At 62.9% G+C, this 14,894-nt stretch carries 17 protein-coding genes; 7 read left to right on the top strand and 10 right to left on the bottom strand.

Annotated elements, in window-relative coordinates; all coding sequences use genetic code 11:
- Positions 1-65: 65 nt before the first annotated feature.
- Both AC1DQK_RS01815 and AC1DQK_RS01820 read right to left on the bottom strand, forming a co-directional pair.
- Positions 66-401 (bottom strand): ArsR/SmtB family transcription factor, encoded by a 336-nt coding sequence (locus tag AC1DQK_RS01815; RefSeq protein WP_477866742.1) that lies wholly within the window; start codon positions 399-401, stop codon positions 66-68.
- Positions 388-831, bottom strand: coding sequence for an SRPBCC family protein (locus AC1DQK_RS01820; RefSeq protein WP_477866744.1), 444 nt, complete (start codon positions 829-831; stop codon positions 388-390). Before AC1DQK_RS01820 ends, AC1DQK_RS01815 begins: the two co-directional genes overlap by 14 nt.
- Before the next feature lie 191 nt (positions 832-1,022).
- Here AC1DQK_RS01820 and AC1DQK_RS01825 point away from each other — a divergent pair, with 191 nt between their 5' ends.
- Together AC1DQK_RS01825 and AC1DQK_RS01830 are read left to right on the top strand one after the other, a co-directional pair.
- Entirely contained in the window at positions 1,023-2,798 is a 1,776-nt protein-coding gene (locus AC1DQK_RS01825; protein WP_477866746.1) for a M10 family metallopeptidase C-terminal domain-containing protein, read from the top strand.
- Between the two features lie 217 nt (positions 2,799-3,015).
- Complete coding sequence (locus AC1DQK_RS01830; protein ID WP_477866748.1) at positions 3,016-4,578, top strand: CpaF family protein; 1,563 nt, start codon at positions 3,016-3,018, stop codon at positions 4,576-4,578.
- A 26-nt stretch (positions 4,579-4,604) separates the two neighbouring features.
- Here AC1DQK_RS01830 and AC1DQK_RS01835 read toward each other — a convergent pair whose 3' ends face one another.
- Positions 4,605-4,805 carry a hypothetical protein gene (locus AC1DQK_RS01835; protein ID WP_477866750.1) on the bottom strand — a complete coding sequence of 67 codons (201 nt, stop codon included), beginning with the start codon at positions 4,803-4,805 and terminating at the stop codon, positions 4,605-4,607.
- Between the two features lie 53 nt (positions 4,806-4,858).
- Between AC1DQK_RS01835 and AC1DQK_RS01840 the strand changes: the two genes are divergently transcribed.
- Positions 4,859-5,650 carry a class I SAM-dependent methyltransferase gene (locus tag AC1DQK_RS01840; RefSeq protein WP_477866752.1) on the top strand — a complete coding sequence of 264 codons (792 nt, stop codon included), beginning with the start codon at positions 4,859-4,861 and terminating at the stop codon, positions 5,648-5,650.
- 41 nt (positions 5,651-5,691) lie between these two features.
- Here AC1DQK_RS01840 and AC1DQK_RS01845 read toward each other — a convergent pair whose 3' ends face one another.
- Positions 5,692-6,552 carry a LysR substrate-binding domain-containing protein gene (locus AC1DQK_RS01845; protein WP_477866754.1) on the bottom strand — a complete coding sequence of 287 codons (861 nt, stop codon included), beginning with the start codon at positions 6,550-6,552 and terminating at the stop codon, positions 5,692-5,694.
- Between the two features lie 127 nt (positions 6,553-6,679).
- On the opposite strand from AC1DQK_RS01845, the gene AC1DQK_RS01850 reads away from it, so the two are divergent.
- Both AC1DQK_RS01850 and AC1DQK_RS01855 read left to right on the top strand, forming a co-directional pair.
- Complete coding sequence (locus AC1DQK_RS01850) at positions 6,680-6,841, top strand: hypothetical protein (RefSeq protein ID WP_477866756.1); 162 nt, start codon at positions 6,680-6,682, stop codon at positions 6,839-6,841.
- A 77-nt stretch (positions 6,842-6,918) separates the two neighbouring features.
- The gene (locus AC1DQK_RS01855) at positions 6,919-8,847 is read left to right on the top strand and encodes a M61 family metallopeptidase (protein ID WP_477866758.1); all 1,929 of its coding nucleotides are present in this window, start codon (positions 6,919-6,921) and stop codon (positions 8,845-8,847) included.
- 381 nt (positions 8,848-9,228) lie between these two features.
- Here the strand turns inward: AC1DQK_RS01855 and AC1DQK_RS01860 are convergent, their stop codons facing one another.
- On the bottom strand, positions 9,229-9,387 hold the full coding sequence (locus tag AC1DQK_RS01860; protein ID WP_477866760.1) for a hypothetical protein: 159 nt from the start codon (positions 9,385-9,387) through the stop codon (positions 9,229-9,231).
- A 149-nt stretch (positions 9,388-9,536) separates the two neighbouring features.
- Positions 9,537-10,505 carry a Crp/Fnr family transcriptional regulator gene (locus tag AC1DQK_RS01865; protein ID WP_477866762.1) on the bottom strand — a complete coding sequence of 323 codons (969 nt, stop codon included), beginning with the start codon at positions 10,503-10,505 and terminating at the stop codon, positions 9,537-9,539.
- A gap of 662 nt (positions 10,506-11,167) precedes the next feature.
- Between AC1DQK_RS01865 and AC1DQK_RS01870 the strand changes: the two genes are divergently transcribed.
- Both AC1DQK_RS01870 and AC1DQK_RS01875 read left to right on the top strand, forming a co-directional pair.
- Positions 11,168-11,536: a hypothetical protein gene (locus tag AC1DQK_RS01870; RefSeq protein ID WP_477866764.1), complete on the top strand. Its 369-nt coding sequence runs from the start codon at positions 11,168-11,170 to the stop codon at positions 11,534-11,536.
- Positions 11,529-11,912 (top strand): response regulator, encoded by a 384-nt coding sequence (locus AC1DQK_RS01875; protein ID WP_477866766.1) that lies wholly within the window; start codon positions 11,529-11,531, stop codon positions 11,910-11,912. Before AC1DQK_RS01870 ends, AC1DQK_RS01875 begins: the two co-directional genes overlap by 8 nt.
- 15 nt (positions 11,913-11,927) lie before the next feature.
- Here AC1DQK_RS01875 and AC1DQK_RS01880 read toward each other — a convergent pair whose 3' ends face one another.
- The 4 genes from AC1DQK_RS01880 to AC1DQK_RS01895 all read right to left on the bottom strand — a co-directional run bounded on the left by AC1DQK_RS01880 (position 11,928) and on the right by AC1DQK_RS01895 (position 14,862).
- Positions 11,928-12,206, bottom strand: coding sequence for a hypothetical protein (locus AC1DQK_RS01880; protein ID WP_477866768.1), 279 nt, complete (start codon positions 12,204-12,206; stop codon positions 11,928-11,930).
- Positions 12,207-12,423: 217 nt separating this feature from the next.
- The gene (locus AC1DQK_RS01885; RefSeq protein WP_477866770.1) at positions 12,424-13,344 is read right to left on the bottom strand and encodes a Gfo/Idh/MocA family protein; all 921 of its coding nucleotides are present in this window, start codon (positions 13,342-13,344) and stop codon (positions 12,424-12,426) included.
- A complete protein-coding gene (locus tag AC1DQK_RS01890) occupies positions 13,337-13,975 on the bottom strand; it encodes a 2-dehydro-3-deoxy-6-phosphogalactonate aldolase (protein WP_477866772.1) in 639 nt (212 codons plus the stop codon). The genes AC1DQK_RS01885 and AC1DQK_RS01890 overlap by 8 nt, the downstream gene beginning before the upstream one ends.
- Positions 13,972-14,862: a 2-dehydro-3-deoxygalactonokinase gene (locus AC1DQK_RS01895; RefSeq protein WP_477866774.1), complete on the bottom strand. Its 891-nt coding sequence runs from the start codon at positions 14,860-14,862 to the stop codon at positions 13,972-13,974. The genes AC1DQK_RS01890 and AC1DQK_RS01895 overlap by 4 nt, the downstream gene beginning before the upstream one ends.
- Between the last annotated feature and the right edge of the window lie 32 nt (positions 14,863-14,894).

Genomic DNA, 14,894 nt, shown 5'->3' on the forward strand with positions numbered 1-14,894 from the left:
CCCCTGCCCCTCAACTGAAGAAGAAGGCCCGGATCGCACCAGCGGCCGGGCCTTTTCCTTGACCCTCACTCTTCGACGAACGCCTTCAGCCTCCCCAGCGCGTCGTCCCATTGCGCCGCCACCCGGTCCAGATAGGCACGGGCAGTCTCCAGCGTTTGGGGGCGGCAGGTGAAGCGGCTCTCGCGGCCGTCGCGCACGCTTTCGACCAGCCCGACCTGCTCCAGCACGCGCAGGTGCTTCGTCACCGCCTGACGGGTCAGCCGGCTATCGGCGGACAGCATGGTGATCRAGCGCCTGCGCCCATCGCTGAGCGTCATCAGCAGCGACAGCCGCGTCTGGTCTCCCAGGGCGGAGAACAGTGCGGCAGGATCCGCAATCGCCCGCGGCTCAGCCCTCGACATGCGCGCGGATATTTTCGGCCTGGGCCGTCCAGCCATTGCCGTTCATGCGCAAGGCCTCGTCCCGGCGGTCAGCCGGTATCCTGTCGAAACCCGACTCGGTGATCATCAGATGGGTTCGCGCGCCGTTCGGCTCGAGCCGGAATTCGACCAAAGTCGGCTCTTCGTTCGAATAATCGATGTCCGGATCGATCGCATAAGGATGCCAGCTAAAGGCAAAACGATGCTGTGGTTCGATCGCCACCGTCCGCACTGTCCAGCGGACATGTTCATATCCGGGGTGGGTGATGGTGCCGCTGCTAAGCTCGCCGGGCACGAAGGGCCCTTCGAGCGCGACCCGAAACCATCGGCCAAATTCCTCATGATCCGTAAGCGCACGCCATACCCTGTCGACCGGAGCGGCGATGTCGATCGTCCTGATGATCCTGTCCATATCGGCAACCTCCTTGTTGCAGGTTTAACAACATTCTCCTATTAAGGCAACCAGTTGGTTGCACTTTTATCCTGGGGCGACGGAAATCATCTGAACCGGATCAAATTAAGCTTGAGTCCAAGTGGAGATGGTAAAGTCTGATCTCCAAAGGGGTGAGCATGACGTCGATCAATTCCACTCAAGAGCAAGAGGTGACATACCTCTCGGGCATCACCGCTAGCGGCACGCTGGCGAGCCAGAGCTTCTGGACCTGGAATGAAGATGACCCCGCCACCTATGATTCCGGGGAGAATTTCACCGCAAAGTTCGGCGCGGGGATTGCAGGCACGGGTGCAACCATCACCTACAGCTTCGATACGGCATCCAATTGGACGGCCGTCGAACGCGCTGCCTTTTCGGCAACGGCGGCGCTTTGGTCGGCTGTGGCGAATGTTACCTTCACGGAAGCTCCCGGGTCAGCCCGAGTGCTGTTGACCCGCGGGACCGACGGCAACGCGTCGGGAGGGCAAACGAGCCTGCAGCGCCTTGGCATCACCGGCACGACCAGTGTTGGCGTAGCCCTCAAGGGCGACATCGAAATCGATAGCTCGGTTTCGGGCTTCGGCCCGATCGGGAGTACTTTAAATGACTATGGAGGCTATCCTTACACGACGCTGATCCATGAATGGGGTCATGTCCTCGGTCTGGGCCATAGCGGTCCCTATGACGAGGGGCTGGTCGATGCTTCGCTCTATACCAGCTTCGACCTCGATGCATGGACGGTGATGTCGTACAATGACGGCGAGTTGTACGGTGATTTCAGTTGGGGCACGTCAGTTGCCGGCAACGGTCTTCGCTATGGCAACACGCCGACGACGCCGATGCCGCTCGACATTGTCGCTATCCAGAGAATGTATGGCGTTGCCGTCACCACGCCGCTTTCCGGCGGCCAGATCTTCGGCTTCCACAGCAACATCGGCGGCGAGATCGGGAAGTTCTTCGACTTCACCCTAGATCCAAAGCCGGTCGTCACTCTTTGGGACAAGGGTTTGAACAACACGCTCGACCTGTCGGGCTTCAACGCCGGATCGACCGTCGACCTCCACGACGGCGCGTTCAGCAGCGCAGCCAGCATGCGCAACAATATTGCAATCGCCTACGGCACCCGCATCGATACGGCCATCACCGGCCCCGGCAACGACACCATCACCGCCAACGATAACAGCGACTTCGCGATGGGCGGCGCAGGCGCCGACTCGATCATCGGCGGCAGCGGCAACGATCACCTCTATGGGGCGGCCGCGGTGGCGGTAAGCGGCGACGGCGCGGATTCGATCAATGGCGGCAGCGGCGGCGATTATCTGCAGGGCAATGCCGGAGACGACATGCTCGACGGCGGCGCCGGATCGGACCGGATCCAGGGTGGCCAGGGCAATGACAGGATAGCCGGTGGGACCGACAATGACAGCGCCAACGGCAACCTCGGCAACGACACGATCGACGGCAACGAGGGCAACGACTCGCTTCGCGGCGGCCAGGGCTCCGACAGCATCTCAGGCGGGACCGGCAACGACCAGCTGCTCGGCGATCTCGGCGCGGACAGCCTGGCCGGCGGCACCGGCATCGACACATTGACCGGTGGCGGCGATGGCGACCTCTTCAGCTTCGCGGTCGGCGAGGCGCTGTTCGCCTCGGGCGGCCCGACCGACGTCGTCACCGACTTCACCGCTGGGACCGATCACATCCACATCAGCTTCGGCATACCGGTGCAGGTGCTGCACGGTGCCGTTTACGCCACGCTCGGAGAAGCGGCCAGCACGGCGCAACTGCTGTTCAACGCGCAGGGCGGAGGCAGCAAGGTGGCGGCGCTACAGGTCGGCGGCGACAGCTATATCTTCTACGATGCCGGACCGTCCGATCCGCTCGAGGCTTTCAAGCTGCTCGGTTTCGCGAACGCCGCAGCGATCACCTCGGCGGATTTCGCCTAGGCGGGCACCAGCCCTGCTTCGATTGGCGTTGTATGAGATGACCGGCGGCGACAGCCGTGCCGCCGGCGCCGGGGCAGCCGGATCATATGATGAAATCTTGGAAGCTAGACAGCGCGCCCTGCGCCATATCGCGAAAGGCCGGTTAACTGTTTTTGAGGGCTTTAGCGTTACTGGATCATGGTTGGGCCGGAGTTTGGCCCGCGGGGATGAGTTTGCGATGAGTGCATTCGGCAAGCGTGGAGCAATGACGCATGGTGCGAAGCCCGCCTTTGGCGTGGCGCGGCCAATGCAGGGTGATGCGCCCCCCGGCCCGTTGACCGGCGGCCTCCAGTTCCCGCCGATCGAGCTCTCGCCGCTCTCCAGCGGTGCGGACCCGTTCGCGGGCATGCCCAGCTTCGACGATCCGATCGCGGTCGACGAGGATCAGGTCGAATTGCCCAAGCATGCCGACGCGATGGCGCGCCTGGCGGTCCGCGAAGCCGCGTCGGGCGATGCCGGCAATTCCAGGGTCGAAGGCTTCGAAGCCTCGATCCACAAGATCAAGGAACAGGTGCTGCCGCGCCTGCTCGAACGCGTCGATCCCGAAGCCGCCGCCTCGTTGAGCAAAGACGAACTGGCCGAGGAGTTCCGGCCGATCATCGGCGAGGTGCTCGCCGAATTGCGGATCACCCTGAACCGACGCGAGCAGTTCGCGCTGGAAAAAGTGCTGGTCGACGAACTGCTCGGGCTCGGTCCGCTCGAGGAACTGCTCGGCGATCCGCTGATCACCGACATCATGGTCAACGGACCCAACCAGACCTATGTCGAGCGCAAGGGCAAGCTCGAGCTCGCCAAGATCAATTTCCGCGACGAGGAACATCTGTTCCAGATCGCCCAGCGCATCGTTTCGAAGGTGGGTCGGCGCGTCGACCAGACCACCCCGCTCGCCGATGCCCGGCTGCTGGACGGCAGCCGCGTCAACGTCATCGTGCCGCCGCTGTCGCTGCGCGGCACGGCGATCTCGATCCGCAAATTTTCCTCCAAGCCGATCACCCTCGACATCATGGCGCGCGGCGGGTCGATGAGCGAGAAAATGGCTACCCTGCTCAAGATCGCCGGCGCGAGCCGCTTCAACGTGGTCATCTCCGGTGGCACCGGCTCGGGCAAGACGACAATGCTCAACGCGCTGTCGAAGATGATCGACCCCGGCGAACGCGTGATCACCATCGAGGATGCCGCCGAGCTGCGACTGCAGCAGCCGCACTGGCTGCCGCTCGAAACCCGCCCCGCCAATCTCGAGGGGCAGGGCCAGATCTCGATCCGCGACCTCGTCGTCAACGCGCTGCGCATGCGCCCGGATCGCATCATCCTGGGCGAGATTCGCGGATCGGAGTGTTTCGACATGCTCGCGGCGATGAATACCGGCCATGACGGATCGATGTGCACGCTCCACTCCAACAGCCCGCGCGAAGCGCTGGCGCGTATGGAGAACATGGTCATGATGTCGGACATCAAGGTCCCCAAAGAAGCGATTTCCAAGCAGATCGCCGACTCGGTGGACATGATCGTGCAGGTAAAGCGCCTGCGGGACGGCTCGCGTCGCGTTACCAGCATCACCGAAGTGCTCGGCATGGAAGGCCCGGTGATCATCACGCAGGAACTCTTCAAGTTCGAATATCATGCCGAGGATACCGATGGGAAAATCATCGGCGAGTATATCTCCTCGGGACTCCGTCCCTATTCGATCGAGAAAGCACGCCAGTTCGGTTTCGACCAGCCGCTGCTGGAGGCCTGCCTGTAATCAGGTCCTTCTGGTCAAGAGCCCGATCAGCCTCCGCGCAGCCACATAGCAGCACATATGGCGACCGCTATCAGCGCAAGCACGGCGATCAGCGGCCAGGGAACCCAAGCCGCGCGCGCGGCAGCGCGACGAGCGTCGCGGCGATTGTGCCGCCACCAATCCGCCGCCAGCGAGAGAATTGCCAGCAGGGCGAAAAAGATCGTCGGCCAAGCGTAATCCGATTGCACCTCGCCTCCACTTCGTCATCATCCCGGCATAGCTCAATATCCGGAGATGCACGTTGCGCCACCTGCTTATCGCCGCCGCCCTCGTCATGGTGGCGCCCGCCGCCGTGAGCCACGCGGCCAAGGTCGATCCCGCCATCGCCAAGGCCATTGCGGATAGTCGCAGGCCGGAAGCGCAGCGCGCGCGCGACGTCTACCGCCATCCGGCCGAGACGCTCGCCTTCTTCGACGTCCATAACGGCCAGACGGTGGTCGAATTCTATCCCGGCGGCGGATGGTACACGCAGATCCTGGCCCCTGCGCTCAAGGGAAAAGGCCGCTATATCGCGATGCCCTCCGCCTCGGAAAAAGCGCTGGCCGCGACCAGGGCGATGCTCGAGAAGAACAAGCCGTGGTTCGGCAGCGTCCAGGTCGTGCCGTTCAGCCCGACCGAGCCATCGACGATTCCGCCCGGCACGGTGGATCGGGTGCTGACCTTCCGCAATGTCCACAACCTGATCATGGCCGGCGATGCCGTTGCGGCGAAGGCGTTCGGCGACTTCTATGCGGCGCTGAAGCCGGGCGGCATATTGGGTGTGGTCGACCACCGGCTGCCCGAGGATATGGACAGCGGCCGGGAGAAATCGAGCGGTTATCTGAAACGATCGACGATCATCCGCCTGGCGACAGCGGCCGGCTTCAGGCTTGCTGCGGAATCACCGATAAACGCCAATCCGAAAGATACACATGACTGGCCCGAAGGCGTCTGGACCCTGCCACCCACCTATCAGCGCGGGGAAGCAGACAGGACCGTCTATCAGGCGATCGGCGAAAGCGATCGAATGACCCTCAAGTTCGTGAAGCCTTGAGGCTGGAAGATGCGTCATGCCGGATGGGTTCCGGCTGACGCTCAGGCTGCGGCAATCTCCGCCATCAACCATTCCCTGAACGCCTTCACCTTGCCCGCATTGTAACGATGTTCGGGACAGACGAGCCAGAAGCTGCTGCCACCGCCGATATGCGGAAAGAGTTGCACGAGGCGGCCGGTGGCGAGCTCGAAGGGCCAGAAGCGCGGCGTCAGCATGGCGACGCCCTCGCCGGCAATCGCCGCCATCCCCTCGATCACCTGCGAATCGACATGGATCGAATTGCGGGAGAAATCCTGGGGAATCTCGACGCCGACCTGTGAGAACCAGGCGCGCCACCAGATGTCGTCGGAATTGAGCCGCAGTACATTCAGTAACGCCGCGGGCTGCTCGAACGGCCCCATGCGCTCGATATAGGCCGGGCTGCACATCGGCGTGAATTCGGCAGGAAACATCTCGACCGCACGCAATCCCGGCCAAGTGCTGGTGGTGAGGCCAAGGCGGATGCCGACGTCGACCTCATCGCGGGTGAAGTCGACGAGTTCATGCGCCGCAAGCAGCCGGATGGCGATCTCGGGTCTCGCAAGCTGGAAGCGGGCCAGGCGCGGTCCGAGCCAACTCGCCGCGATCCCGGGCGCGGCACTGATCGTCAGCACGCCGCTCTCGATCTCGCGGACCTTGCCGAAAGCCTCGTCCATCATATCGAATGCCGCGGATATCTGGGGCGCGAGCCGCTGCCCTGCGGGGCTGAGCGCCACCCGCCGCCCCGAGCGCACGAACATGGCCGTACCCAGGCGATCCTCGATCATCTTGATCTGGTAGCTGACGGCCGCCTGGGTCATCGCCAGCTCTTCCGCAGCGCGCGTAAAATTGAGGTGACGCGCAGCGGCCTCGAACACGCGCACTGCACTAAGAGGAGGAATCTGTCGCGCCATATCGATAAACCCACCTTATTTATAGGGACGGATAACCGATTGGTGCATTCTAGGAAACATCCATATTTATGTTGTCGTCCTGACGATGGAGGCGACGATGCAATCGATAAAGACATATGATGGCTCACCCTTGCCTGAAAGCCGCCTGTCCACTCTGCGTCGGCACATTGGTGCCGGCCTCAAATGGTGGGCGGAGCATCAGGCATGGCCGGCGACCGACGAAATCCGCGTCGATCGTCACCGCTCGACCTGCGGGTGAAGCCGGTGCTGCAGGGGTGACGAACCGGTCGGCAGGCGGCATGGTCGGGTCATAAACAGATCCGGATATGCTCCTCGATGCGTTCGCACCCCCTGCTCTTCCTCGTAACGCTTGCACTTGCCGCATCCTCTCCGGCCGCAGCGATGGATTTGAGTCGCCCGCAGCCATTGGCGATCGAGCGGCATGTGCCGGTCGCGCAAGACACCGCCTACCCCGGCACGATCGTCTTGACCGTCGATGCAACCGATGTCGCCCGCGGGATCTTTCGCGTCAGGGAGAGCATTCCCGTCTCCGCCCCTGGCCGCATGACCCTGCTCTACCCGCAATGGCTGCCCGGAAATCACGCACCGCGCGGACCGATCGACGATGTCGCGGGCCTCACCATCTCCGCCGACAACAAGCCGCTCGCCTGGAAGCGCGATCCGGTCGATGTCTATGCAATCCAGATCGACGTTCCGGACGGCGCGCGCGCGATCGACCTGGCCTTCGATTATGTATCGCCGGTCAATCCCGCGCAGGGACGGGTCGTCATGACGCGAGAGATGTTGAGCCTGCAGTGGAACCTGACGGCCTTCTATCCCGCCGGCTACTTCACCCGCCGGATCATGGTTTCGCCCAGCGCGATTCTGCCGAAAGGGTGGGGCTATGGCACGGCGCTCGAGCCGCTGGGTTCGCGCGCTGGCGCCGCAGTCGCCTTCCGCTCCGTCGATTTCGAGACTTTGGTCGACAGCCCGATGCTTGCGGGCAGCTATTTCCGGCAGATCCAGCTCAGCCCGAAGGTCCGGCTCAACATCGCTGCGGACCGCCCGGAGGAGCTTGCCGCCAGCGACGCGCAGATCGCTGCGCATCGCCGCCTCGTCGAGCAGGCGGTCAAGCTGTTCGGTGGCGAACATTATGACCATTACGACTTCCTGTTTTCGATCAGCGACCGGCTCGGCGGCATCGGTCTGGAGCATCAAAGGTCGAGCGAAAACGGGGTCGCTGCCGGCTACTTCACGCATTGGGACGAGCAGACCGCGCGGCGCAACCTCCTGCCGCACGAATATACCCATAGCTGGAACGGCAAATATCGGCGCGGCGCCGATCTCTATACGCCCGACTACAGCGTGCCGATGCGCAATTCGCTGCTTTGGGTGTACGAAGGACAGACCCAGTTCTGGGGTTATGTCCTGCAGGCGCGGTCGGGACTGGTCTCCGCAGAGGACACGCTGTCGGGGATTGCGATGATCGCCGCGGCGCTCGATACCCGGCCCGGACGGCAATGGCGGCCGCTGATCGACACCACCAACGATCCGATCATCGCCGCACGCCGGCCACAGCCATGGACCAGCCTCCAGCGGTCCGAAGACTATTACAACGAGGGCTTGCTGGTCTGGCTGGATGTCGACATGCAGTTGCGCGAATTGAGCCGGGGCAAGCGTTCGCTGGACGATTTCGCTCGGGCCTTCTTCGGCATGCGCGATGGCGATTGGGGCACCCTCACCTATCGGTTCGACGATGTCGTAAGCACCCTGGACGAGATCGCACCCTATGACTGGGCGAGCTTCCTGCGCAGCCGGGTCGAGCAGCCGCAGCCACACGCGCCGCTCGGCTGGCTAGCCAAGAGCGGCTACCGGCTTGCCTATAATGCCAAGCCAACGAGCTACTGGGCGACCGACGAGCGCCGGCGCAAGGTCGCGGACTTCAGCTATTCGCTCGGGCTGGTAATCGACGCAGGAGACCGCAGCGTCGATCAGGTGATCTGGGACAGCCCCGCATTCGAGGCCGGCCTCACCAATGGCGATGTCCTCATTGCGCTGGACGGCGAGGCTTTCGACAGCGCACGGCTTGGCCAACGCCTCGACAGCGCCCCGGCGACGCGGCAGCCCATCGAACTTCTGGTGCGCCGCGGCGAACAGTTTCGATCGGTGACGATCCCCTATTTCGGCGGTAACCGCTATCCGCGCCTGGAGCGGACGAACAACGCTCCAAGCTGGCTCGACCAGCTGCTGCAGCCGAGGAATTAGCGCCGCCGCCGATTGGGCAAGGCGATTTTCCAACCACGAATAATCGTCGGCCTCACCGGTCCCCAAGCGAGCGTCCGCCGTCGGAGCTGCCAGTCGCCTGCCCGGCGCCTGCCGGTCCCGAAGTCCCTGTTCCGGGCGCCGAGGCTCCGACTGGCTGCGGGTCGACGGCTGTCGCACCCGAACCAGCATCCGCTGCCGCGCCATTGCCGGCAGGCTCCGCATCGACAAGCCGAGTGCTCGGTATCGCCCTGCTCGGATTTTCCTCGATGCTTGCCGGGTTGCTGTTCGCGCCATCGCACGCGCCAGTCAGGCAAAAGACCGACAGCAGCGCCGCCTGCTTGTATCTCATCGAGTTTGTCCGCGATATGCGAGCGGCGCCCGTCACGAGCTACCAGACGACTTGCCGCCGCCGCTCTTGCTGCCGCCGGAGCGACCGCCGCCGCCTTTGCCGCCGGTCGCCTTGCTCTTCGCAGTCGAGCCGGGATCGCCGCCCTTGGCCGCCGTTGCCCCGGTGTTACCACCTGCACCTTTCTGAGCCACCTCAACCTCCATCATCGCGAGGCTCAGCCAACGTTGCCGTCGAGCCGCAGTTCCAAAGGATGATCTATGTAAACGCATAGAAATGGCGCGGGATTGCTGCTTTCCGTACAGGTTGTTCGGCCGCGCTCATCCGATCAGCATCTCAGCGTTCAGCTAGGGTGGAGGCCATTCATCTCCAGCATCGCCACGGGCATGCTCTGGCGTGGGGGCAGCGAATAATCCGCAAGCAGGGCGAGCTCCTCGACATCGCACACACGGACCACGCCCGACTTCATCTCGATCAGCGCGGCTCGTTTCAGCTGCGACAGCACCCTGTTCACATGAACGAGGCTCAGACCGAGCAGATCGCCCAATACCTCCTGCGTCAGGGGCATGGGAAAGCATCCGCCCTGCACGAATCCGATGGCCCGGGACCTTTGGTAGAGTTCGAGCAGACAGTGGCCGACACGCTGAACCGCAGTCTGGCGGCCGAGGCGAACGACATGGTCGATCAGCTGTGCTTCCGCCATGCGGCTAAGCTGCCCGACTGCGTCGGCCAGCGCGCCGTACTGGATCGGATCGCGCGCTATCGCCGCGAAGATCGGGCGCGCGCTTATCGTTCGGACATTCGTGAGCGCCACGACCGGCGACATCTCGAGCGGCCGCCGGTCGCCGCCGTCGCCGATGATGTCGCCTGGCAGCTGGATCGAAAGCATCTGACAGCGGCCATCCGGCAATATTCGCGGCCGGCAAGCCCAGCCTGTAACGATGATGCGCGGGCAGGCAATACCATCGACGTCAGGCGTGACATGCGAACCTGGGCCGTGGTTCTTGGCTTTCTGCAGGGATAAGACCAGCTCAACTTCTGCGGAGCTCAGAGGCGTGACCCTCTGAAGCCTCCTCAGCAGCAGCTCGCCACTGAAATTGCCGCTCAAGCCCTGCCTGCTCATACCAGCCTCTATGGCGTCGAAATGCGGATGGTTTCGTGAGAAACCGGACCTCCGGATCATCGAGAATGGACCGAGAAATGAGATCCTGCGCATGACGTCATGACCCGGCGCGTGACGTGTGTCGCATGTCATCCTCCCCGGTTGATGCGATCGTGCAGCCAAAGACATTGCCTCGGCATGGCAGTTCATATCTAAAAAATAACGACAATCAGGATGACGAAAACCACTTAAACTCTATACAACATTTGTTATGTTTGTGATGATATTAAAGTATTAACTTAGGTTTATTTCGATAACTTGGCCGTACTACCGAATAACTAATGCAGTAATTTTCGAACATAGCAAATCTTTCGCGCGCGCAGGCTTTAATATCTTGTGACCATTGGTGTCCGCCAGGGCGATATCGCCGCGGATAGCGGGCCTGCGAGTCAATGCGAGTTCGGGCGCCGGAACGGAGCAGACAGGCGCAGGACCAGTTGCCCCCTCCTTGCGGGCGGCCATCTGTTACGGACCCAGCGCGCAATAATCGCCGTTCGAAAGGAAGCAGACCCGCAGTGGATTGGCGAGGGGGGAAGGTGACGATCGGGGGATGTGGCCGGGGGAGCCATCATCGTCACGTTCATCCTCTCCACTGCGGGGCTGCCAGATCCCGATAGGTTGCGCGATCACGCCCGACTTTCGCATTTGTTGAAGGACGGCAAATTTTTGTCCCTGCTCCTCAATATCCACCTGCCGCCTGAGACTTGGGAACTGAACAGAAGTGCCAAGACTTAGCGGCTACGCGACGGAAATCGGCTGTCTGCTAACCTGAAATAATATCCCACAGTGGTGAAACGGCTAGGCCACCTGCGATGCAACTGGCAAAGAGGGAAACTGTGCGCGACGGAAAGCGAACTGTGCCGGATTTCATCGATCGAGCAAAACTGTTCGAATTAATCATTGAGAGCGCGACGGATTTTGCGATCTTCACGAAGGACGTGGATGGCGCCATAACCAGCTGGAGCGAGCAGGCTGGACTCGGGGTATTGGAGTGGCGGAAAAGCGGTGTAGTCACACCCCAAGGCGAGCATGCCCGGCACAGGGGATATGGTGCGGAACTCTTGACACGCGCGCTGCCCTACCAGCTAAAGGCGCCGGCGGAGCTCATCTTCGGTGCTGATGACGGCGTCAGTTGCACGATCGCCATACCGGTCAAGACTCGAGGCAGATCGCATGACTGACGAGCACAGCAGCCCCATTTCCGGCTGCCGCCTTCTCCTCGTCGAAGACGATTATTTCATCGCGTCCGATGTCGCGCTATGGCTCGAAATCAACGGGGCCAAGGTGCTCGGCCCGGTCGGGACCGTCGGGGAAGCGCTGGATACTCTTGCCGGAAACCCGGGCGGCGTCGACATGGCCGTGCTCGACATCAACCTCGGCAGGGAGCGGGTCTTTCCCGTCGCGGACGTCCTGACGACGGCGAAGCTCCCATTCCTGTTCCTGACAGGTTATGACAAGGAGGCGATTCCCGAAACCTATCGCCATGTTGCACGCTGCCCCAAGCCGCTCGACCGGGATCTCTTGATCCGGATGATTGCTGCCGCCCTGGAGATGTGATCTGCGGTTTAGCAATCATGCCGAAACAGTCGGCAGGTCATGGAAACAAAACCCGTCCGTGAAACAATTGGCACAGCGACGCTTTTCCGGCGTTGTTCTGTTCTGGTTAATTGCCAGGAAGAACACATGCATGAACGCCCGAAGATAGTTGCCGTTGGTCTCCTGACGCAGAAGGATTTGAACGTTCTCGGCAGCGGGTTTCGGAATGCGTTTCCTATCGTCGAGGGCCCCGACTTCGACGATCTGCTTCGGTCCATCGACGAAGCAGTCCGCCTCAGCGCTGCGCGGGAGCATGAGCAGCTAGGCCGCGACCGACGGGATCATTAATTCGGCCGCGATCGCAAGCGCATCACGCGCCGCCGATCCCTGCGATCACCGTCCCGGACCCTCCGCACATCGGGCAGGTTTTGCGGTCAATCCGCCCGTCTCTTGTCCCATCATCTTTTAAGATGAAGGCTATTCCTGATCAATATAATCGATCATTTCTTCAAACTATCTTGATGGTATTTCATCAATCGGCGGCGAGCCGCTCGGCTAACATATAGGCGTCAGCGGTCAGGCGCAGCGGCTCCACGTCGATATGGCTTTCCTGCGTCCGCACAAGTTCCTCGAAACGCGCGTAGAGCGCCGGATATTCGCTGCCCGCGCCGCGCCGGGGGTGGCCGTCGCCGATGCGAAGCACCGCGCCCCCTTCCGAAAGCACCAGCCGGGTGCCCGCGCGGGTGGTGACCTCGATGGTCCAGCGCTCTTCGCCCTTATGGCGCCAGTCCAGCATTGCTTCGATCGGTCCGGTGGCGCCGGAGCTTTCCATCGTCAACCTCGCGGCGATCGGCTGTTGCCCGCCCTGGTGGAGGTGCATCCGCGCCTTGCGCAGCAAGAGCACCGACGGGCTGAGCAGCGTCGCGATCGATAGGGCATTGATGCCGGCGTCGAAGACGCCAAATCCGCCCGGTTGCCAGATCCATTGCTGTCCGGGATGCCATTTCTCGACATTCTCGAACCAGTCGATCCGCAGCGAGTGAAGCCCCTCCTCCGCGACGCGCCGTGCCGCTTCGCCCACGCCTTCGTTATACTGGGCGTGCCAGGTGGTGAAGAGGCTGACGCGCCGCGGCTCGCACAGCTTTGCGAGATCCATTACCTCGCCCAGCGTGACGCCGGGTGGCTTTTCGAGCAGGACATGAACGCCGAGATCGAGACAATCGCGCGCGATCGCGTGGCGCGGCCCCGGCGGCGTGCAGATTGCCACCGCATCGGGGCGTATCTGGCGCAGCATCTCGCCATGGTCCTGGAAGACCGGGACGTCGACGCTCGGCGCCGCACGTGGCGAGACCGCTGCCACAAGCTTGAATGCAGCGTTTGCTGCAATAGCCGGGACGTGCTGGTCGTGCGCGATCTTGCCGAAGCCGATGATGGCGATCCGGATCTCAGCCATGGAACGATCCCAGCCCAGCGACATAGGCGCGAGCCCGCACGGCGACAGCCTCTACCGTGCTGCCGGGCTTGTACAGGCCGGAACCGAGTCCGAAACCAGAGGCGCCCGCAGCGATATAATCGGCCATGGATTCAGGCGTGACGCCGCCTACGACGACCAGCGGCACGGTCGGAGGCAATATGGCGCGCTGGGCTTGCACCACCTTGGGAGAAGCCGCCTCGGCAGGGAATAACTTCAGCATGTGTGCGCCCGCCTTGAGCGCCGCGAACGCCTCGGTCGGCGTGAAATAGCCGGGCGCCGAAATCAGCCCGGCCTCGACTGTCGCCGCTATCACCTCGGCATCGGTCGAGGGCGACACGATGATCCGTCCGCCGGCCCCCTTCACATCCGCGACCTGCCGGGGTTCCAGCACCGTGCCGGCTCCGACCAGGGCATGGTCGCCGAACCGCGCGGCGAGCAATTCGATGCTGCGCAGCGGATCCGGTGAGTTCAACGGCACCTCGATGATCCGGATACCGGCTTCGATCAGCGCGTCTCCTATCGCATGAGCCTCGGCCGAGGTGATGCCGCGAAGGATCGCAACGAGGGGGCAATGCGCGAGATGCCGTTCGAGAATTTGCTCCGCTCTCATCTCATGATCTCCGTCAAGGCCTTGATGCCGGCCAGAAAAGCGGCCTCGCCATCGACTTCAAAGCAGGGCCGCCGGGTTTCGCGCAGGGCCGCGGCATAAAGCGCCGTCAGCGCCGGATCGCCGATCAGCGCTACGGCGCCCCCCCTGCCGACGAAGGACAGGCCGGTTCTGATGTCGGCTCCGATAAGCAGGCCGCTCGCATAGGCGCTGGCCTCTTCGTCCGAAAGGCCGCCGATCAGACCTCTGGCGCGGATCTGGAACAGCTCGGCGGTCAACTCGCAGCGCTCGAGCGATCGGCGAACGCCCGCCGCGAAGGAAGGGCCGGGAGCAATCTCGGCCTGAAGCTGGCTTCCGATGATGCTGTGCTTCTTCAGCAGCGCGAACATCTCCCCCGTCATGACCGTTCGGAATGCCACGATCCTGCCGCCCTCAAGCTTCACCCATTTCGCATGGGTGCCTGGGTGGCAGGCCGGAGCATTGGGCGACACCAGACCGGCGGCCACCGCACCGAGCAGCTGGATCTCCTCGCCGCGCATCACGTCGACGCTGTCGTCGCCAGCGAAGCTGAGGCCGGGAACGATCGCGGCATCGGACTCAGCTATGCGCTTCAGGCCGCCCACCAGCTCGTCGAGCCCGGCGGGACAGGATCGGTAGGGCGCCTCCACCCAGCCCCGATTCGAGCCGATCATCCCCGCGAGCAGCATCGCCCCGCTGCCGAGCCGGGCTCGCAGGTCGGCAACGGCGGCGGGAAATCCGCCGGATTCCACGGCCAGGACTCCTTGCCCATCGCTGACCTGATCGATCACCGTCCCGTCGCGCGCGACGGCATAAGCCCGCCTGTTCGTCGTCCCCCAGTCCACGGCGATTATTTCGGCTCCGCTCGCCATCCAACCTCCATCTCAACAGCGCGATAACGCGC

It is taken from the genome of Rhizorhabdus sp. P4_G5 (assembly GCF_056401065.1).